The sequence below is a fragment of the Streptomyces sp. L-9-10 genome (assembly GCF_004151105.1).
Lineage (GTDB): Bacteria > Actinomycetota > Actinomycetes > Streptomycetales > Streptomycetaceae > Streptomyces.
On sequence record NZ_PHRF01000095.1, the window covers coordinates 107,830 to 126,756 of the forward strand.

Sequence of the window (18,927 nt, forward strand, 5' to 3'; positions counted from 1 at the left end):
GTCAGACAAGGAACTCGGCGAGCGGGAAGGAGCGATGGCGACGCGGCGGAACAAGGTAGTTCTGCCGGTGGGTCGTCTGGAGGACCGAGTTGATGCCGGCGTGGGGGCTGCGCGGTTCGACAGGCAGTGTCCTGTCGGGGTAGTGGCCGTCCATCGAGAGCCGAACGAGATTGAAGATCGCGATCGTCGGCTGGAACTGAATGAAGTGCAACCCGGCCGCCGGTGTCTTGCTGTAGTGGTCCGCCGCCGGATCGGATGTGTAGTGGAAGGGATTGTCCAGCGTGTCGAAATCGCCGCGCACGGGGATGGTCGTCCCCGTGGGATATGCCTTCCCGTAGTTGCTGGTCGTCGGCGATGTGGTGCTGTCCACCTCCGACATGCTTCCCGTGTGGCCGTAGGAGTGGTACCGCCGGACCCCTTGCGCCACTTCGGCCTCGCTTTGGCCTGGCGGCTGGAGGGCAAGCGTGCCCGGCGCGGGCGCGGGCGAGAGGCCGGGGTGGAGCATCGCCCCGACGCGGTCCTCGTACTGGGGGAAGTTCTGTTCGTACCAGGTCACCAGATCTTGAAACAGATGCGAGAGATGCATGGTGGTCCCCTGTTTGAAGTAACCATTGGGCCACTGGTCGGTGAGGCCGGGCAGGGTCTCCAGATTGGCGATGACGCCGGGCCCCATATTCGAATCCAGCGTGGTGGCGAAGCCGAGGAATCCCTGCGCCTGTCGGGGAATCGACTGCGCACCGGGGATATCGGCCGCCAGTGCCAGCTTGCTCGGCAGACCCTGTTGCCCGTAGAAACCGCCCCCGGAAAAGCCCCGGCGGATACTCGTCACCTTGAACAGGCCGCCCGCCCGGTTGCCTCCGTGCCCGAAGAGGACGTCCATGGCTGCCGCGATATTGGCGAGCGAGTCACTGCGGAGTAGCACGGCCACGTCATTCTGTTCCAGGCGGACCGGCCCGAAGCCAGGCGGGGGCTCGTCGCTGGGAAACGTCCTGGCCTCCTGCAACGCGTATACGGTCTGCCCCTCCTTCTTGGAGGTCTTCGCGTCAACCGGCAGATACGCCGGGTAGCGTGTTCCCGCTTTGAAGTAGCCCGACGTCTTGCCCAGGGTCGGGATGTAGTGGTGGAAGTAGGGAAGTCCCCAGGCCACCGTGGTGCCCACTCCTGTGGGAGTGGACGGAAATCGGCGTTCCAGCTCCAGGAGGGCGGACTCCAGGTGATGCCGCGCCTCCTGCAACGCCTTGGCATTCGCCGGAACATTCAGCCTCGCGGTAATGACGTGATCGTGCAGGGCCGGCACCCGGACCGCGATCTTGCCCTTGCTGCTCTGCACACCCGAGCCATCGACCATGACCACCTGCTCGTTCTGCAGGATGTACTGCTCCTGGATGGGCCGACTGTCGGCGACAGCGGGCCGGTCCGGTGGTTCGACCATGGTGTCGATCGCCTTGTAGATGCCGGCTGACGCCAGAGCGGCACCGAGGGTGCCCGCTGTTCCTTGGAGAAGGCGTCGCCTGTTCACGTTCCCGCGTGGTCGTCCCGCACGATCATTTTCGTTGCCATCTGTCATGGAAACGTATTCCTTCACTGTGGAGTAGATGTCCGCCATCACTCGACGTCGAAGGGCTGGCATGCTCGAATGACCGCGATTGAGGCAGGGGATTGAAAGAGAAGGTGAAGACCAGTGAGGGCGCCGTCGTTGAGGAACGTCACCCGATTTTCTGCTCGCGATGCGGACTGGTTGCCATCGTCATCACCCTCGATGTCGCGATATAACCACACGCGGCATGGCCCATTGAAGCCAACACGCGGCCTGCGGCATTGAAGCCGGCATCAATCTGGTGCGGTGGTCTTCCCGTCGTCCGCTGGTCAGCTCCGCTGCCCCATGACATGCTGACTGGTCTTTCTGTAGACGCGCTCAACAACGGGGGCTGTTGCGTCATGGGTTACACCATTCCTGAAGGTGTCGACACGATGCTCGATGTGGTCGGTGTCGGCTGGCCGAATGTCGACGAGGACGCGTACCGCGATATGGCGGACTCGCTGCGGGAGTTCGCGGATGACGCGGACGACGACGGACATGCCGCCCATCAGCACATCCAGCGGTTGCTCTCCAGCGGACAGAGCGAGTCGCTGACTGCTTTGGACACGCACTGGTCCAAAGTGCAGGGCAAGCACAAGGACTTGGCGTCGGCCGCCCGAATAGTCGCGGGTGCGCTGGACCGGGTGGCGGACATCATCGTGGCTCGGAAAGTGGCGGCGGTGGCCGAGCTCGCCGATCTGTGCGCGACGGTGGGAATCACCCTGGCGTTCGCGCCGGTGACCGCCGGTCTGTCGACGCTGCTGGCCGGGGCTAAGATCGCGGCGACCCGTATCGCCTTCAAACGGATCCTGAAGGAGATGGCGGAGGCGGCCGTGGCGGAGATCGTCGCCACGCTCACGGAGCCGGCGGTCGCCGCGATCGAGAACGTGGTGGCGGACCTGGCGATCCAGACCGCGCTGAACGTCACCGGTGTACAGGACGGTTACCACACCGGTCAGACCGCGCAGGCGGGCAAGGACGGGCTGCGGCTGGCCTCGGCCGACGGGGCGGGCACCGGCCCGGGCGGCGGCCCCGGCGGCGGGGGAGGCCCGCGGATCGACCACGACGCGCACGGCCAGACCGGGATGCACCTGGCCGGTGTACAGGTCACCATGCGTGACAGGACGGGCGGCAAGCTCGGCAAGGCCAGAGGCCACCATGGGCGTGCGAAGGGCAAGGACTCCCTGACCGCCGTCCTGGACACCACCATCGACGGGGTGGTGGAGAAGCTCGGCAAGGCGCTCAACGACCTCGGTGACCACCTTGGCAAGAAGCTGCCGAACGCCATCACCAGGAGCTCGAAGAACCACAAGGACACCGACGACGACATCCGCGACCGCCTCAGGAGAATCGCGTCCGACGACCGCAAGGACGAGGGCGGACCGGGCGCACGCCGCAACGGCCCCGGACCCGGCCCCGAGCGGAAGCGGCCGACGTCGCTGCGGGAAGCCCTGGACAGGGCTCGTGAGCTGGCTGTGTCGCTGTTCAAGAGGCGGTGCAAGACGGACCCCGTGGACATCGCGAGCGGCGAGATGGTGCTCGCCCAGACGGATCTGGCACTTCCCGGGGTCCTGTGGCTGGTGCTGCGGCGCACACACATATCCAGTTACCGCTTCGGGCGGTCCTTCGGGACCAGTTGGGCCTCCACGCTCGACGAACGCCTTGAACCGGCCGGTGCGGGCGCGGCTTGGGCACGGGAGGACGGCTCGGTCCTGGTCTATCCCGGCCTGCCGGGCGAGGAGAGCGAGGAGGTCCTGCCCCTGGAGGGTGACCGGTTGCCGCTCCGCTTCGCCGGGCGCGGTGCTGCCGGTGATGTCACCTACGAGGTCACCGACCCGCACTCGGGACTGACCCGGCGGTTCACCGGCAGCCCTTACCGGGCCGGTGGTCTCTACTGGCTGGGTGAGATCGAGGACCGTAACGGCAACGCCTTCCGGATAGGCCGCGGCGACGACGGCATACCGGCGACGGTGGTGCACGAAGGCGGTTACCGGGTGGCGGTGTCGTCGAACCCGGAGACGGGACGCGTCACCGGACTGGCTGTGGCCACCTCGGACGGCCCCGTCCACGTGGCCACCTTCGGCTACGACGCCGGGGGAAACCTGGAAGCCGTCACCAACGTCTCCGGCAGGCCCTTGCGGTTCACCTATGACGGCGAGCGGCGGGTGACCTCGTGGACCGACCGCAACGGCCACTCGTATCGGTACGTCTACGATTCCGCAGGCCGCGTGGTACAGACCGTCGGGCCGGACGGCGCGCTGTCCTCCCGCTTCTCCTACGACACGGTCAACCGCGTCACCCGCTTCACCGACTCGACCGGCGCGGTCACCGTCACCCGGCTCAACGAACTCGGCCAGGTGATCGCGGAGACGGATCCGCTCGGGAACACCGTTCTGCGGCAGTGGGACCGGTACGACAACCTGCTCTCCCGCACGGACGAGTTGGGCAACACCGCGGAATTCACCTGGGACGACCACGGCAACCTCACGTCGATCCGGCGGCCGGACGGCAGCACGTCCTCCACGGTGTACAACGAGTTCAACCTGCCCGTGGAGGCGATCTACCCGGACGGGGCGACGTGGCGGCAGAGCTACGACGCCCGGGGCAATCGGGTCTCGCTCACCGCCCCGGACGGTTCGGTCTCGTACTACCGGCTCGACCCGAAGGGCGCGCCGGCCGAACAGACGGACCCGACCGGCGCGACGGAGCGGCTGACCTACAACAGCGCGGGGGTCTCGCTCACGCTGACCGATCCGCTCGGACACCGCTACACCGTCCTCCGGGACGCTTTCGGCCGGCCGGTTCGCACCACCGACCCCAACGGCGCGGTCACGGCAATGGAATGGACCCCGGAGGGATGGCTCTCGCGCTGCGTCCGTCCCGACGGGACCGAGGAATCGTGGACCTGGGACGACGAGGGTAATTGCCTCTCCCACGTCGGCCCGAGAGGCGAGGTGACCCGGTTCGAATACACGCACTTCGACCTGCTCAAAGCCCGCATCGGTGCGGACGGGGCGCGATACGAGTTCGCGTACGACACCGAGCTGCGGCTCACCGAGGTCCGCAACCCTCAGGGCATGACCTGGACCTACGCCTACGACGCCGCGGGCAATCCGGTCGCCGAAACCGACTTCGACGGCCGTACCGTCACGTACGCCTACGACGCGGCCGGGCGCCTCGTCCACCGTACGACGCCGCTCGGCGAGCGGATCACCACCGGCTACGACCCGTGCGGGCGTGTGGTGTCCAAGGAGGTGGCCGGGCAGGTCACGCGCTACGCCTACGACGCGGGAGGACAGCCCGTGAGCGCGGTCTCGCCCACTTCCACGGTGTCTTGGCAACGTGACGTCCTGGGGCGGGTGGTGGCCGAGACGGTCGACGGGCGCACCCTGCGCTTCGCGTACGACGCGGCAGGGCGGACCGTCCGGCGCATCACTCCCGCCGGAGTGGTGTCGGATTCCGCCTACGACGCCACCGGCAATCGCACCGCCCTGAGCAGTGGCGGCAACGCGCTGTCGTTCACGCACGATCCGCTGGGCCGCGAACTCACCCGCACCATGGGGCTGTCCGAGGCACCGCTGACGCTCACGTCGGACTGGGACAGTGCCGGACGTCTGGCCTCGCGTGCGCTGACGACCCGTGACCGGACCCTGCGCGCACGCTCCTACGCCTACCGGGCCGACGGCTTCCTGGAGCGCGTCACCGATGAACTGACACACACCAGCACGCGCTTCGAACTCGATCCTGTGGGACGTCCGACACAGGTGACGGCGGAGAACTGGTCGGAGTCCTACGTCTATGACTCGGCTGGCAACCAGACCATGGCCACGTGGCCGGACGATGCCCGGCGGACCGAGGAAAGGGGCGCGCGCACCTACGAAGGCACCCGGATGACCGCCGCCGGCGCCGTGCGGTGCGAGTACGACGGCGCAGGACGCACCCTGGTGCGGCGGAGGACCCGCCTGTCACGCAAACCCGACGTCTGGCAGTACTCCTGGGACGCCGAGAACCGGCTGGTGGCCTGCCGCACTCCGGACGGCGGGCTGTGGCAGTACTCCTACGATCCGCTCGGCCGCCGCACGGCCAAGCACCGCATGGCCGACGACGGCGGCAGCGTCCTGCATTCCGTCTACTTCACGTGGGACGGCACCCGTCTCGTCGAGCAGACCGACACCACGAACCACACCACGCTCACCTGGGAGTACGACGGGCGCACCCCGCTCGTCCAGTTGGAACGCCGGTCCGGGCCCGAGTCCGATACGGGTACGGGTACGGGTACGGACATCGACTCCCGGTTCTTCGCGATCGTCTCCGACCTGATCGGCGCGCCCAGCGAACTGGTCGACGAACAGGGTCGGATCGCGTGGCAGGCCCGGACCACCGTGTGGGGTGCCACCAGGTGGAACCGCACGGCCGTCGCGTACACGCCACTGCGGTTCCCCGGTCAGTATGACGACGCGGAGACCGGGCTCTACTACAACTGCTTCCGGTACTACGACCCCACCACCGCCCGCTATCTGAGTCCCGACCCGCTGGGGCTGGACGCGGCGCCGAACCCGGTGGCATACGTCACCAACCCGCATATGTGGATGGACCCCGAGGGGCTGATCGCCAAGGGGTGCACGGAGGACGGGGGCTGGTACAGCGGCATGAAGCCCGCCAACCTCAAGAACGATGACGGCACGCGCCGCACGAGCACCGAGATGGAGATCAACCACATACCTGCCAAGAACTCCTACGCGCACCTGGACGAGCCCGGGTTCAAGACGGACTCGAACGGTGGCGGCGCGGGTATGGGGCCGTCGATCAGGATGGAGTACGACGATCACCGCAGGATGACCAGCACGGGATCCAGCGACAAGTCCGTCCGATGGCGTGAGAAACAACGCGCGCTGATCGATGCGGGGCGGTGGGATCAGGCGATGATGATGGACATCAAGGAATGCCGTAAGAAGTTCGGCGACAAGTACGACGGGCACATCGAGGACATGATCGCGAGCCTGGAGAACAACAGGAAGTTCCAGAAGATGCTCGAAAAGCGCGGCTGGACAGTCGACTACGACGTCCTCAAGTAAGCGGAGGAAAGAGACACCATGGACATCGTTCTGGATCCGCCCCACGGCGCGGGCCCCGTACGACTGGGCGCGAGCCTCGATGAGGCCGTCGCGGCGGTTTCCTCCTGGGGGCCGCACGATGTGGACGAGGACGAGGACGACTCCTCGAAGACCATCTACACGTCCTGCCAGGAGATCCCGGTCAACATCCTCCTGGAAGGCACCGGTGGTGACGTGGTCACCGCGATCGAGCTGTGGTGGCCGGGCGAAGGACGCCGGACCGATGTCCGTGTGCTCCTCGACGGCGACGATGTCTTCACGACCCCCGCGGAGGACCTTTTCCGCAGGGCGGTGGAGCGCGGCTGGACCGTCGACCGGACCGAGGCCGAATATCCGTTCATTCCGGGGGTCTCGCTCGGCTTCGGCCGTCAGACCTCTCAGGAGGTCCCGCGTACCGCGGACGGTCTTCCCGTCCACGTCACCTCGGTACTGGTCGGCGACGCGCGTTACTACGACAACCGCCTCAAGAACCGCGCCTGATCGGGCGCGTGCGGGCGCATAGGGTCTCTCCTCATGGGAACTCTCGTGCGTACGCGCCTGGTCGCGGGTGGTGCGGCGCTGCTGACCGTGGCGGCCGGGCTCGGGATCCGGGGTGCCGGAGGCGGGGACGGGGGCGGGGGCGTCGTCAAGTACGGCGGGGACGCGCTCTACACCGTGCTCGTGTACACGCTGGTCGTGCTGGTCGCTCCGCGAGCGCGGCCCCTCGTCGCCGGGGGTGTCGCGCTCGGGTTCAGCTGGGCCGTCGAGCTGCTTCAGCTCACCGGTCTCCCGGCCGAGCTGGCCGCGCGGAGTGTGCTCGCGCGGCTCGTGCTCGGTTCGACCTTCAACGCCCCTGACCTGCTGTGGTACGCGGTCGGTGCGCTGGTCGCGGGGCTCGGGCACGCCGGGGTGGCACGGTGGCGGCGGGGCGCGGGATCCCCGCGGGGCGTTCCGGGGACGCGGGGCGCTCCGGGTACACAGGGCGTTCCGGATGTTCGGCGCGGCGTAGCTGGCGGTCGATCGCCCGGTCCTTGAGGTGCCAGATCAGCGGCGGCAGACCCAGCAGAACAAACAGGGCGATAAGGGCGAGAACTGTCAGGAAAGTGTCCATGCCCCCACTGTCGCCGGTTCCCGGCACGGAAAGCAGTGGCAGGACTGTCATCAACCATCGAATTACTGCCACACTGGATCCATGCTGACCAATGTGGCCGCCGTCCTGCTGGACGGAGTACATCCCTTCGAGCTCGGCGTCCTCTGCGAGGTGTTCGGCCTCGACCGGAGCGACGAGGGCCTCCCCGTGCACGATTTCGCGGTGGTGTCGGCCGAGGGGCCCGAGCTGCGGACCCACGCGGGGTTCACGATCGGCTCGCTGCACGGACTGGACCGGCTCGAAGAGGCCGATCTGATCGCCGTACCGGCCGGTGACTCGTACATCGGCCGCGCGTACCCGCCCGAGCTGCTCGCCGCGCTGCGCCGCGCCGTGGACCGGGGCTCGCGGGTGCTGAGCGTGTGTTCCGGGGTCTTCGTGCTCGGCGCCGCCGGACTGCTGGACGGGCGCCGGTGCGCCGGGCACTGGCGGCACGCGGCGGAGCTGGCCCGCACCTATCCGCGCGCCGTCGTCGAGCCGGATGTGCTGTACGTGGACGAGGGGCCGGTGATCACCTCGGCCGGCACCGCCGCCGGGATCGACGCCTGCCTCCATCTCGTACGGAAGGAGCACGGCCCCGAGGTCGCCAACGCGATCGCGCGCCGCATGGTCGTACCGCCGCACCGCGACGGCGGCCAGGCCCAGTTCATCGAGCGCCCACTGCCCCGCAGCCGCTGTGACACGGTCGGTGACGTCCTCGGCTGGATGGAGCGGCATCTGGACCGCGAGATGACCGTCGAGCAGCTGGCCGAGCGCGCCCATATGTCGCCGCGCACGTTCGCCCGCCGCTTCCAGCAGGAGACGGGGACCACCCCGTACCGCTGGCTGCTGCGCCAACGGGTGCTGCTGGCACAGGAGTTGCTGGAGGCGACGGACGAGACGGTGGACAGCGTCGCCGGCCGGGCCGGGTTCGGGACCGCGGCGGGGCTGCGCCATCACTTCCTGCGGACGCTCGGGACGACCCCGAACACATACCGCCGTACGTTCCGGGGCCCCTCGCACGCCGCGTGAGGCCCCGGTCCCGTGCCGTACGTACCGCCGTACCGTACGCACGGACGTCTTCGGCGGACATCTTCGGATGGTGTACGGACGACCTCAGATGCCGCAGCTCGGCGCCGACCAGAAGCGGCTCGGCCGGTGGTCGACATGGGTGTGGTCGTTGTGGTCCGGGTAGCCGGGGCCGAGGATCCCGTTGAAGCCGTGGTTACGGGCCGTCTGCGCCAGCGTGCAGAGCGAGTGCGGTCCCGCGCCGAGGTCGGCGGAGTCCCCGTAGAGATGGCGGCTGCCCGCCGCGCCGCCGACCGCGGCGTTGCACGCCTGTGAGCGGAAGCCGCTGGTGACCCGGAGGGGCTGGTCGCCCAGCGCGTGGCGCAGCGCCTCCAGCTTCCACATCGTGCGCAGGGCGTTGGACTTGGCGGTGGCCGCGTCCACCGCGCCGCCCGCCCATGTGCTGTTGCAGGTGTTCAGCTCGGCGTAGCTGAAGTGGACCGGGGTGCAGTCGTCGTCCTGGAGCGCGTAGAGCTTGCTGAAGGTCGCGGGGCCCGCGACCCCGTCGGCCGCCAGCCCGTACGCGGACTGGAAGCGCTTCACCGCGGCGGTGGTCGCCGGTCCGTACGCGCCGTCGATGGCGAGCACGGCGCCGGTCCCCGGATAGCCGGCCACCCGGATCTGGAGCTGGGTGACATCGGCGCCCGAGGCGCCCTGGGAGAGGGTGCGGGACCACGTGTAGCAGCCGTCGGCGTGTGCCGTACCGGCCGTGGCGAGCGCTCCCGCCCAGGCGAAGGACATGGCCATGACAAGACTGAGGAACAGTCGGGCGGTGCGTCTGAGCATCGGATCTCCTTGTACCGGGGCCGAGTTGTACGCAGAGATTGGCGTACGGGTCGACGCGCGTCAACCGGTCCCCCACAAGGCGGAACAGAACTGGAAGAGCCCCGATCCGGATGTAGAGATTCCGCGAACGAACCAACCGGGATCACGGCCCAGCGGGTGTACGTGTCGAGCTCGCCGTATCCCCCCTGCTGGCGGCTCGTGATCGAGGAGGTCCGCACCCCCATGAGGCTGCCCCGCATACGTCGCGCGAACCGCACGGAACCCCCGCCCGACAGCGACGACACCCCGGCCGGCCACCGGAAGCGGCGCCGTCGGCTTGTCGACTTCCCCCGGAGCGGCCGGCGCGGCCCGCGGCGCTGGGTGCCCTCCTGGAAGCTCGTCTCCTGTCTGTTCCTGCTCCCCGCCGGCGCGCTCACCGGACTGTTCGTCGCCGTCTACCTGAACGTCGAGATCCCGGACGAACACGACTCCGCGCGCCGGCAGGCCACCGTCTACTACTGGGCGGACGGCAGCCGGATGGTGAGTGTGGGCGATGTGAACCGGCAGGACATCACGCTCGCGCAGGTGCCGAAGTCCGTCCGGAACGCCGTCATCGCGGCGGAGAACGCGGACTTCTACACCGACCCGGGCGTCTCGGTGACGGGCATCGCCCGCGCCGCCGTGAACATCGTCACGGGCGGGGAGACCCAGGGCGGTTCCACGATCACCCAGCAGTATGTGAAGAACACCTATCTGAGCCAGGACCAGACCCTCACGCGCAAGGTCAAGGAGCTGTTCCTCTCCCTGAAGGTCAGCAACCGGAAGCCCAAGTCCGAGATCCTCCAGGGCTATCTGAACACCTCGTGGTTCGGCCGCGACTCGTACGGCGTCCAGGCCGCCTCGTACGCGTACTACGGCGTCCCCGCCAAGGATCTGAACCCCGGTCAGGCCGCGCTGCTCGCCACGCTCCTCAAGGGCGCGGACAGTTTCGACCCCGCCCTCAGCCCCGCGAACCACAAGCGGGCCGTGGACCGGTGGAGCTGGATCCTGGACCGTCAGGTCGAGACCGGCTCGATGAGCGCCGCGGAACGCGCGAAGTACACCTCGTTCCCCGAGCCGAAGCCGCCCGTCAAGCCGACCAGCCAGGCCGGACAGATCGGCTATCTCGTCGACCTCACCAACAAGTACATCAAGAGCCGCTCGGGGATCACCGACAAGGACCTCGCCGGTGGCGGCTACCGCGTCCACACCACCTTCGAGAAGGACAAGGTGCGCGCGCTGGCCATGGCCGTCGAGAAGGTACGCGCGGACCGCCTGGACCCGAAGAAGCGCGCGGCCGACCGGCATGTGCAGGTCGGCGCGGCCTCCATACGGCCCAAGGACGGGGCGATCGTCGCGGTGTACGGCGGCTCCGACGCCATCGAGCACTTCAGCAACAACGCGGACACCTCGGGCGTGCCCGCGGGCTCGGCGTTCAAGCCCTTCGTGTACGCCGCCGCGATGGAGGACTCCTTCTCCCGGAAGCGGCAGGCCGCGCGGGCCGCCGACCGCGAGAAGAGGCGGCCCCTGCCCACGGAGACGTCAGCGCCGATGACATTCGTGGACCTCACCCAGCCGTTGGTGGACTCGGACAACACCCCGTTCGTGCAGACCGGCAAGGCCATCGGGCTGAAGACGGTCAAGGAGCTGGCGGTCGCGTCGGGGCTGCGCGAGGAGAGCATGGCGAAGCTGGAGCCGACGTTCTCGATCGGCACCTCGACCCCCAGCGCCGTCCGGCTGGCCAGCGCCTATACGACCTTCCTCAACGAGGGCCGGGCGACCGAGCCGTACTCGGTGACCAGGATCGAGCGCGACGGCGTCGCGGTCGACGGCTTCGAGAAGCCCGTGGCACGGCGCGCGATGGAGCAGCACGTGGCCGCCACCGTCGGCGTGGCGCTCCAGCAGGTGGGCTGGAACGCCCTCGGTTCGCCGAAGGACCGGAAGATCTATCTCCCGGTCCTGGCCGGCAAGACCGGTCCCAACGACCGCATGAAATCAGCCTGGTTCATCGGTGCCACCCAGGAACTGAGCACCTCGGTCACGATGTTCCGTACGAAGCCGGATGTCCCGAACCTGCTTCCCATGCAGGGCGTGGGCGGCCCCGACTCCGAGCGGGGCAGCGCGTTCCCGCCGCTGATCTGGAGCGAGTACCACCACGCGGTGGTACCCCCGCCGTCGCTCTCGGAGTCGGCGCTCTCGAAGTCGCCGCCCTCGGAGCCGGCGTCCCCTCAGGGGTTGGGAACGGTCTCGTAGCGCGGGGTGTTCTCCGCCATCTGCCGGAGCGCGTCCTTGCGGTCGCGCTTCGACAGACGGTCGATGTACAGATACCCGTAGAGGTGGTCCGTCTCGTGCTGGAGGCAGCGGGCGAAGTAGCCCGTGCCGCGCACCTTGACGGGGTTGCCCTGAGCGTCCTGGCCGCGCACCACCGCGTAGTCGGGGCGCGGGAGCGCCGCGTACGCCGTCGGTACGGAGAGGCAGCCCTCGTTGGAGTCGTCGAGATGGCGCTCGGCGGGCGGCAGTTCCTCCAGCACCGGGTTGCAGATGGCGCCGACGTGCCGTACGCCGTCGTCGTCCGGGCAGTCGTAGACGAAGACCTTCAGGTCCACACCGATCTGGTTGGCGGCCAGGCCCACGCCCTCGGCGGTGTGCTGGCTGGCGAACATGTCGTCGATCAGCGCGGCGAGCTCGTCACCGAACTCCGTGACGTCCCGGCACTCCTTGTGGAGCACCGGATTCCCGACGACGGTGATCGGGCGGGACGTGCCGCGTTCGCGGTGCGCCAGCTCGCGCGCCTCGGCGTCCTCCGTGTCCACGACGAACCCGTCCCCCGGCTCCGCCACCGAGGTCCCACTGTCGATCCGCTGGTCCGTCTCCTGCTGCGCCATGTCCGCAGTACGCCTTCCTCGGTACCCGATGCTGCCTGCACGATCCGTGCGATGTGCCCATACAGCCTAAGGGCAGCTCTCGGGGAGTCCCAGCATGTTCCCGGCACCGGCAGACCTCCCGGCCGTCAGCAGACCTCTTCGAGATCGCGCCACTCGCGGGTGTCCGGGCTGTCGGCGACCCAGCCGTCCAGCAGGCCCCGTACCAGCGCGGCCGGGGCCGCGATCCCGCACTCGCGCTCGGGGGCCCACAGCTCGCCGGCCGTGCGGTGGCCCAGCGGTCCCGGATGGCCCGGCTCGCTGTGGTCGTGCGGGTCGAGATGCTCGCCGTCGCCCTCGGCGCTCGGCATCGTGGACTCCGAGCAGGCCCGGCAGAGGAGCCGTACGGACGACGACCAGTCCTCGGCGGCGAATCCGGCGTCGGCGGCCAGCCGCTCCAGGGCGTCCCTGTCCTCCTCGGTCGCCGCTTCCAGCAGCACCACCCACGTGGGCACGGGCGAGGGGGCCCACAGCTCGATCTCGTCGAAGACCGGATAGGCACGGGTGGCGCCGTCGGGGCTCGACGCCGTCGTGCGCTCACCGTTCGGTACGCCGTCGTGCAGGACGACCTCGCCCCAGCGCCTGCCCGACGACGGCAGCGGGATCGAGAGCACTTCTATTCTGGCCGGGTCGAGACGGCGGCCCCAGACGACCTCGGCCTCGCCCTCCGGCGAGAGCCTGACGGCCGCGCTGCCCAGTTCCATGCCCTCGGGCTCGCCGTTCGCCTCGACGGTGTGCGGATTGCCCGGCACCCGCAGTCCGTACGCCTGCCAGGCACGGCGGGCCAGCGGCCAGTCCTGGAGGGCGGTGGCGGCGATCCCGACGTTCCACCAGTCCGGCGCGCCGGTCTCCTTGTCCAGCAGGGCCACGGCGCGCAGCCCGGCGGCCCGCGCCTGCTCCCAGTCGTGCCGGAACTTGTGCAGCAGCGCCAGATTGAACCAGGACTCGGAGAGCCAGGGCTCCAGATCCGCCGCGCGCGTCAGCAGCGCTCCCGCGTCCTCGTACCGGCCGTCACCGATCAGCGTGAACGCGCGGTCGGTGGCCTGCCGCCACGAGGCGGAGGGCCGATGCCGTACCTTCCCGAAGATCCTCACGATTCCCGCCTGCCGGTCGTTCGGGTCAGTGCCCCCGGACACCACAACTTGCTCTTCTTCGCATCCAACCATGCTCGGTCGGACGCCCGCTCATTACCCATGGGTTACCCCGTCGGACCGGGGTCCCGGCCGCCCCCGGGAGAGCACCCGCGCCAGGGATTCCACCACCTCGGGCTGGTAGTCGTACGCCGTCCCGAGCCGGAGCCGCTCCAGCGCGCCGAGCGGTCCGCTCGCAGTGGCACATTCCCCGGCCAGATCGTCGTACGCATTGACGGCCCGGACGATCCGGGCGGACATCGGCTGCTCCCGGTACGGGTCCGCCTGCCGCTCCACCACCACCGCGACGGCGGCGGGCACCCCGGTCTGGCGGACCACCGCGCCGCCGAGCAGGGCGATCCGCCGCTGTTCCGCGACGGGCAGCAGGGCGGTGGCGCCGTCGGGCACCGGATCGACGAGGGACAGCTGGCCGATGTCGTGCATCAGGGCGGCGTACTCCAGAACGGTCAGTTCGGGGCCGGAGAGCCCCAGCTCGCGGCCGACGGCCAGGCTCAGTTCCGCGACCCTGCGGGCATGGCCCTGGGGGGTGTACCCGGCGATCTCGGTGGCGCGGGCGAGGGAGGCGATCGTCTGCCGGTAGGTCGTGCGCACGGCCGCGTACCGCCGCATGGACAGCTGGGTCAGCAGCAGCGGCACACAGAACACCGGCAGCGCCCACAGTCCGGCGACGGCGACCCCGAGCGCGATCACCGCTCCGGTGGCACAGACGGCGGAGCCGATGTGCAGCAGCGCGCGCAACTCGTCGCGGAGCAGGGGCCCGAAGGGATGGCGGGTGCGGGCCCACACGACGAGCGCGGCCAGTACGGCGTCGCAGAGCGCGGTGAGCCCCAGCAGCAGGAGCAGGAGTATCGCGTAGCCGGGACCGACGCCGAACCGTTCCCGCAGTTCAGCCGAGTCGTAGAGCGGCTGGAAGCAGAAGGCGGCGAAGCCGACGGTGAGAACGCGTCTCACGATGTGGTCGAGCGCGGGCCCGCGCCCCCGGGCGACATGCGGTACGGCCCCGGCGAGCGCGGCGGTGAGGACGACGGTAACGGTCTGGAGCACACCGTGGCCGACCGGCTGTCCGGCGTTCTCGCCGAGCAGCGCGTACGCGAGGGCCCCGGCGGCGGAGATCGGCGCGGGCTCCCGCTCGCCGGGCAGCGCGCCCCAGCGCGCCAGTTCACCGACGGCGATGAGTACGCCGAAGGCCAGCGCGATACGGGGGTCGGCGAGGCCGTGCCAGAGCGTGGAGACGAGCCCGGCGGCGGTCAGCAGCGCCGCCGCGCCGTACACCACGACGACGGTGCGGGAGACGGGGCGGCGTCCGGCGGCCGGCGCCCCGACCGCGGCCGAGGTCATCTTCCGCCGCTCCCGCCGCTCAGGCCGGTCCCACCGCTCCGGCCGGTCCCACCGCTCCGGCCGGTCCTGGCGGTACGGCCGGTCCCGGCGGTACGGCCGCCAGGTGGGCCGGCGGGTGGGCCGGCAGGTGGGCCGGCGGCGGGCGTCCGGCCAACGCCGCTGGTCCGGGCAGGAGGGACGTTTCCGCGCCCGGCCGTGGCAGGGACCGGAAGGGCGGTCGGGACAGGGGGCGGGACCTCGTCCGCCGTGACCGTCGTCTGCCAGCCGTGCCGGTCCAAGGCCCGTGCCAGCGCCCGCACCATCCGCGGATCGAACTGCGTCCCCGCGCACCGCTCCAGCTCCGCCAGCGCGGTGGATACCGGCCGCCCCCGCCGGTAGGAACGGGTGGAGGTCATCGCGTCGAAGGCGTCGGCCACGGCCACCACCCGGGCGAACTCGGGGATCCGCGTCCCGGCGAGTCCGTACGGATAGCCGGTGCCGTCGAGCCGTTCGTGGTGGTGCAGGATCGCGGACCGCGCCTCGCCCAGGAATCCGATGCCGCGCACCATCTCGTGCCCGTACTCGGGGTGCAGTTCGATCACCCTGCGCTCCTCCGGTGTCAGCGGGCCGTCCTTGCGCAGCACCCGGGTCGGGACCCCGAGCTTGCCGACATCGTGCAGGATCCCGGCGAACCGGAGTACTTCGATCCGTTCCTGCTCCATGCCCAGCTCATGGGCGATCAGCACCGAGGCGTGCCCCACCCGCTCGCTGTGTCCGCGGGTGTACCGGTCCTTGATGTCCACGGCCTGCACGAGTGCCCGGATGGTGGCCTGGTGGGCGGCGCGCTCGCGGTGGTACTGGGCGAAGACCCAGCAGGAGATGTACATCGGCAGCAGCACGAAGAGCGCGGAGAGCGGCCCGAAGGGACTGCGCCACAGGACGGCCATCATCAGCCCGGCGAGCCCGTGCGCGCCGAGCGGGGCGAGCGAGCGCGGCAGCAGCCCGCGCCAGGCGGTGCGCAGCGGCAGCCGCTCGGCGGTGACCAGGATGCCGCCGTCCAGCGCGGAGAGCACCAGACAGAAGGCGAGGGCCGCGGCTCCGGCGGGCAGCAGCACGTACGGGAAGTCGGGCGTCGTCAGCCCGTACCCCCCGCCGCCGAGCGCGACGGGACCGCCGAAGAACACCTGCGCCCACGCCGCCGCCCAGGTCGCGACGGTGAGCTGGGCCGCGCGCCAGATCCGCCGCGGGCTCCTCGGGCGCCGCTCGATCCGGCCGAGCAGCGCGCCCGGCACGGCGACCAGCGCGGCGGCGGCGGGCGGGAGCAGGAGGGCGGCGGCGAGCAGCACGGGAAAGAACGTCCCGGCGACGACCGGTGCGGAACCGTTCACCGAATGTCCCGGACGGCGGCAGCGGGCGGGCAGCTCACAGAAGGCGTACACCGCCGCCAGCAGCGCCATCGCCCTCCAGGGCATGTCCGGGCGCAGCGCGGGACGGACACAGAGGGCCGCGCAGAGCGCGATACCCAGGATGTAGACGCGCGCCGCCACCGGAATGGCCCTCACGGCGTATTCCCCTCTTCTCGGCCCGGCCCAAACAGAGGGTCAGGTTAGCGAGTTGGGGGGCGATCATCCGGTGTTTACCGCCGATTAGCACCTTCGGGTGACAGCAGTGCTATACACGGACAAACGGTGGGTACGCGCGCGCGAGAGTCCTGCGCGGGGTGCGCGAAGGCACGCGGGCTGCGCGGGGCGGGGAACGCGCGCGGGATGGACGCGAACACGCGTGAAGGCGCACCGCGCCGTGCGCGATACGCCCTCTCGTCGGTCCGCCTGTTCTATTCCTTGGCGACGCCCGGAAGATCCGCTCCGGCCGTCGACACATCGTGCTCGGGCACGGCCTGGCCCGACCTGATCAGATCGATCCGCCCCATCACCTTGGAGCGCAGATCGGCCGGTACGTCGTCCTGCCCGCAGCACCGCTTGACCAGCTTCTTCACAGCCTGCTCAAGGCCGTACTTCTCCAGGCACGGGGAGCACTCCTCGAAGTGCACCTCGAACTTGGTGCAGTCGCTGTCGGGCATCTCGCGGTCGAGGAACTCGTAGAGATGATCGAGGACCTCGGCGCAATCCGTCTCATGCGGCTCTCCGCAGCTCATGAGTCCGAACCTTTCCGATCGTCCAACGACTCTCCGACACCCGCCGGGACGAGCCCACGGTCACGGGCGTAGTCCTCCAGCATGCCGCGCAGCTGGCGGCGGCCCCGGTGCAGTCGTGACATGACCGTACCGATGGGGGTTCCCATGATGTCCGCGATCTCCTTGTACGCAAAGCCCTCTACGTCCGCGAGATACACGGCGATGCGGAACTCCTCGGGAATCGCCTGGAGCGCGGCCTTCACGTCGGAGTCCGGGAGATGGTCGAGCGCCTGCGACTCCGCGGAGCGCAGACCGGTCGACATGTGCGACTCCGCGCGCGCCAGCTGCCAGTCCTCGATCTCCTCGGCGGCACTGCGCTGGGGCTCGCGCTGCTTCTTCCGGTACGAGTTGATGAATGTGTTCGTGAGGATGCGGTACATCCACGCCTTGAGGTTGGTTCCCTCACGGAACTGGTGGAAGGAGCCGTACGCCTTGGCATAGGTCTCCTGCACCAGGTCCTCGGCATCGGCCGGATTGCGTGTCATACGCAGGGCGGCCGAGTACATCTGGTCCAGGTAGCCGAGAGCGTCCCTCTCGAAGCGGGCATTGCGCTCGGCGGTGGTCTCTTCGATGTGGCCGTCGTCGGTCGCTCCGTCGGTCCCAGTGACCGGACCCACCTCCTCCAACGATGTGGCGGGACCGAATGCGGACCCACTCGAATCGGAGAATAGTCGACCTTGATGTGCCGGGGCCTGCCGGTCCGCCCCACCGGCCGCCCGAACGGAAGCGGTCTTCGCCGCGGAAAGCACCGTCCACTCCAGGTCAGTGGCGTCTGAGCGGCGCGGGCAGATGGTCGAACCCATACGACGGACTCCCTTTCGTGCTCTGTCTACCGATGCCCTTGACAACAGCGACCTCGCGCCGGGCATTCCCCAGAGGTTTCAACGGGCCGCGGCCGGGACAGCGAGCCAGGCGGCGACGCCCTCGGTGAGGATGTCCAGGGCCTCGTCCTGGGAGAGGGGCGCCCTCTTGGGCACGGCGAACCCATGGTCGCCGTACGGCACCTCCAGCAGCTCGTACACGCTCCCCGGGGCGCCCCCCGGCAGTTCGGCGTACTCGTCGGGCCTGCCGAAGGGGTCGTTCCCGCCCTGTACGACCAGGGTGGGCACGCCCGCTTCCAGCAGCTCGGCGGCGCGGGACTTCTCCGGCCTGCCCGGCGGGTGCAGCGGGAAGCTCAGGGCCAGTACGGCGTGTGCGCCCAGCTCGCGCGCCGTGCGGCAGGCCACGCGCGCCCCGGCGCTGCGCCCGCCCGCGACGACCGGCAGGCCCGGCTTCTCCAGCGCGGGCCAGAGCGCGCGCCAGCCGGTGTCGAGGGTCTTCGGCGCGGGCGCCGGCTTCTTGCCGGCCACCCGCCAGGGCTGCTCCACCAGGGCGACGGTGATCCCGAGCGGGGGCAGCGCGGCGGCCAGGGCCCGGAGATCGCGCGCCTCGATCCCGCCGCCCGCGCCATGTCCGAGGGCGAGGACGCGGCGGGGCCGCTTCGCGGGATGCCAGGTGATGCGGGCGTCCCCGGCGGGGGTCTCGACGGTCTGCTGGTCCGGCTCGGCTGCCGTGTCGCTTGTCACACAGACATCCTCCGTCACACGGCCGCCCTGGCGCGCGGAGGCGGGCGCGACTGCCGCCTCGGAGGCGGTCACGCCACCGGGTCGTCACGCCGGAAGCCGGGAGTCAGAA

General features: G+C 69.8%; 14 protein-coding genes. 5 read left to right on the top strand and 9 right to left on the bottom strand.

The window, feature by feature from the left end; genetic code table 11:
- Nucleotide 1 precedes the first annotated feature (1 nt).
- Nucleotides 2-1,606, bottom strand: a complete 1,605-nt coding sequence (locus tag CU044_RS21860) for a hypothetical protein (RefSeq protein ID WP_205124102.1) — start codon at nucleotides 1,604-1,606, stop codon at nucleotides 2-4.
- 332 nt (nucleotides 1,607-1,938) lie between these two features.
- On the opposite strand from CU044_RS21860, the gene CU044_RS21865 reads away from it, so the two are divergent.
- The 4 genes from CU044_RS21865 (at nucleotide 1,939) to CU044_RS21880 (ending at nucleotide 8,830) form a co-directional block, all read left to right on the top strand.
- Nucleotides 1,939-6,654 (top strand): RHS repeat-associated core domain-containing protein, encoded by a 4,716-nt coding sequence (locus CU044_RS21865; protein ID WP_129770413.1) that lies wholly within the window; start codon nucleotides 1,939-1,941, stop codon nucleotides 6,652-6,654.
- 18 nt (nucleotides 6,655-6,672) lie between these two features.
- A complete protein-coding gene (locus tag CU044_RS21870) occupies nucleotides 6,673-7,173 on the top strand; it encodes a hypothetical protein (RefSeq protein ID WP_129770414.1) in 501 nt (166 codons plus the stop codon).
- A gap of 33 nt (nucleotides 7,174-7,206) precedes the next feature.
- Nucleotides 7,207-7,707, top strand: a complete 501-nt coding sequence (locus CU044_RS21875) for a DUF2809 domain-containing protein (RefSeq protein WP_129770415.1) — start codon at nucleotides 7,207-7,209, stop codon at nucleotides 7,705-7,707.
- Between the two features lie 157 nt (nucleotides 7,708-7,864).
- Nucleotides 7,865-8,830 carry a helix-turn-helix domain-containing protein gene (locus CU044_RS21880; RefSeq protein ID WP_129770416.1) on the top strand — a complete coding sequence of 322 codons (966 nt, stop codon included), beginning with the start codon at nucleotides 7,865-7,867 and terminating at the stop codon, nucleotides 8,828-8,830.
- 84 nt (nucleotides 8,831-8,914) lie between these two features.
- Here the strand turns inward: CU044_RS21880 and CU044_RS21885 are convergent, their stop codons facing one another.
- On the bottom strand, nucleotides 8,915-9,652 hold the full coding sequence (locus tag CU044_RS21885) for a D-Ala-D-Ala carboxypeptidase family metallohydrolase (protein WP_129770417.1): 738 nt from the start codon (nucleotides 9,650-9,652) through the stop codon (nucleotides 8,915-8,917).
- A gap of 222 nt (nucleotides 9,653-9,874) precedes the next feature.
- Here CU044_RS21885 and CU044_RS21890 point away from each other — a divergent pair, with 222 nt between their 5' ends.
- Nucleotides 9,875-11,923 (top strand): transglycosylase domain-containing protein, encoded by a 2,049-nt coding sequence (locus tag CU044_RS21890; protein WP_129770418.1) that lies wholly within the window; start codon nucleotides 9,875-9,877, stop codon nucleotides 11,921-11,923.
- Here CU044_RS21890 and def read toward each other — a convergent pair.
- The 7 genes from def to CU044_RS21925 form a co-directional block, all read right to left on the bottom strand.
- Nucleotides 11,899-12,555, bottom strand: a complete 657-nt coding sequence (gene def, locus CU044_RS21895; RefSeq protein ID WP_129770419.1) for a peptide deformylase — start codon at nucleotides 12,553-12,555, stop codon at nucleotides 11,899-11,901. The genes CU044_RS21890 and def overlap by 25 nt on opposite strands.
- Nucleotides 12,556-12,680: 125 nt before the next feature.
- Complete coding sequence (locus tag CU044_RS21900) at nucleotides 12,681-13,685, bottom strand: hypothetical protein (RefSeq protein WP_129770420.1); 1,005 nt, start codon at nucleotides 13,683-13,685, stop codon at nucleotides 12,681-12,683.
- Nucleotides 13,686-13,778: 93 nt separating this feature from the next.
- Nucleotides 13,779-15,080: a metal-dependent phosphohydrolase gene (locus CU044_RS21905; protein ID WP_129770421.1), complete on the bottom strand. Its 1,302-nt coding sequence runs from the start codon at nucleotides 15,078-15,080 to the stop codon at nucleotides 13,779-13,781.
- Nucleotides 15,077-16,621 (bottom strand): HD-GYP domain-containing protein, encoded by a 1,545-nt coding sequence (locus CU044_RS21910; protein ID WP_129770422.1) that lies wholly within the window; start codon nucleotides 16,619-16,621, stop codon nucleotides 15,077-15,079. Before CU044_RS21910 ends, CU044_RS21905 begins: the two co-directional genes overlap by 4 nt.
- Nucleotides 16,622-16,893: 272 nt before the next feature.
- A complete protein-coding gene (rsrA, locus tag CU044_RS21915; protein ID WP_129770423.1) occupies nucleotides 16,894-17,214 on the bottom strand; it encodes a mycothiol system anti-sigma-R factor in 321 nt (106 codons plus the stop codon).
- The gene (locus tag CU044_RS21920) at nucleotides 17,211-17,870 is read right to left on the bottom strand and encodes a sigma-70 family RNA polymerase sigma factor (RefSeq protein WP_193564036.1); all 660 of its coding nucleotides are present in this window, start codon (nucleotides 17,868-17,870) and stop codon (nucleotides 17,211-17,213) included. The genes rsrA and CU044_RS21920 overlap by 4 nt, the downstream gene beginning before the upstream one ends.
- A 264-nt stretch (nucleotides 17,871-18,134) precedes the next feature.
- Complete coding sequence (locus CU044_RS21925) at nucleotides 18,135-18,818, bottom strand: alpha/beta family hydrolase (protein ID WP_129770425.1); 684 nt, start codon at nucleotides 18,816-18,818, stop codon at nucleotides 18,135-18,137.
- Nucleotides 18,819-18,927: the final 109 nt, after the last annotated feature.

What these genes read in the sequence shown, in the direction of transcription:
- CU044_RS21860 (WP_205124102.1), bottom strand. Translation starts at nt 1,606, where the DNA reads ATGGCGGACATCTACTCCACAGTGAAGGAATACGTTTCCATGACAGAT.
- CU044_RS21865 (WP_129770413.1), top strand. Translation starts at nt 1,939, where the DNA reads ATGGGTTACACCATTCCTGAAGGTGTCGACACGATGCTCGATGTGGTC.
- CU044_RS21870 (WP_129770414.1), top strand. Translation starts at nt 6,673, where the DNA reads ATGGACATCGTTCTGGATCCGCCCCACGGCGCGGGCCCCGTACGACTG.
- CU044_RS21875 (WP_129770415.1), top strand. Translation starts at nt 7,207, where the DNA reads ATGGGAACTCTCGTGCGTACGCGCCTGGTCGCGGGTGGTGCGGCGCTG.
- CU044_RS21880 (WP_129770416.1), top strand. Translation starts at nt 7,865, where the DNA reads ATGCTGACCAATGTGGCCGCCGTCCTGCTGGACGGAGTACATCCCTTC.
- CU044_RS21885 (WP_129770417.1), bottom strand. Translation starts at nt 9,652, where the DNA reads ATGCTCAGACGCACCGCCCGACTGTTCCTCAGTCTTGTCATGGCCATG.
- CU044_RS21890 (WP_129770418.1), top strand. Translation starts at nt 9,875, where the DNA reads ATGAGGCTGCCCCGCATACGTCGCGCGAACCGCACGGAACCCCCGCCC.
- def (WP_129770419.1), bottom strand. Translation starts at nt 12,555, where the DNA reads ATGGCGCAGCAGGAGACGGACCAGCGGATCGACAGTGGGACCTCGGTG.
- CU044_RS21905 (WP_129770421.1), bottom strand. Translation starts at nt 15,080, where the DNA reads ATGACCTCGGCCGCGGTCGGGGCGCCGGCCGCCGGACGCCGCCCCGTC.
- rsrA (WP_129770423.1), bottom strand. Translation starts at nt 17,214, where the DNA reads ATGAGCTGCGGAGAGCCGCATGAGACGGATTGCGCCGAGGTCCTCGAT.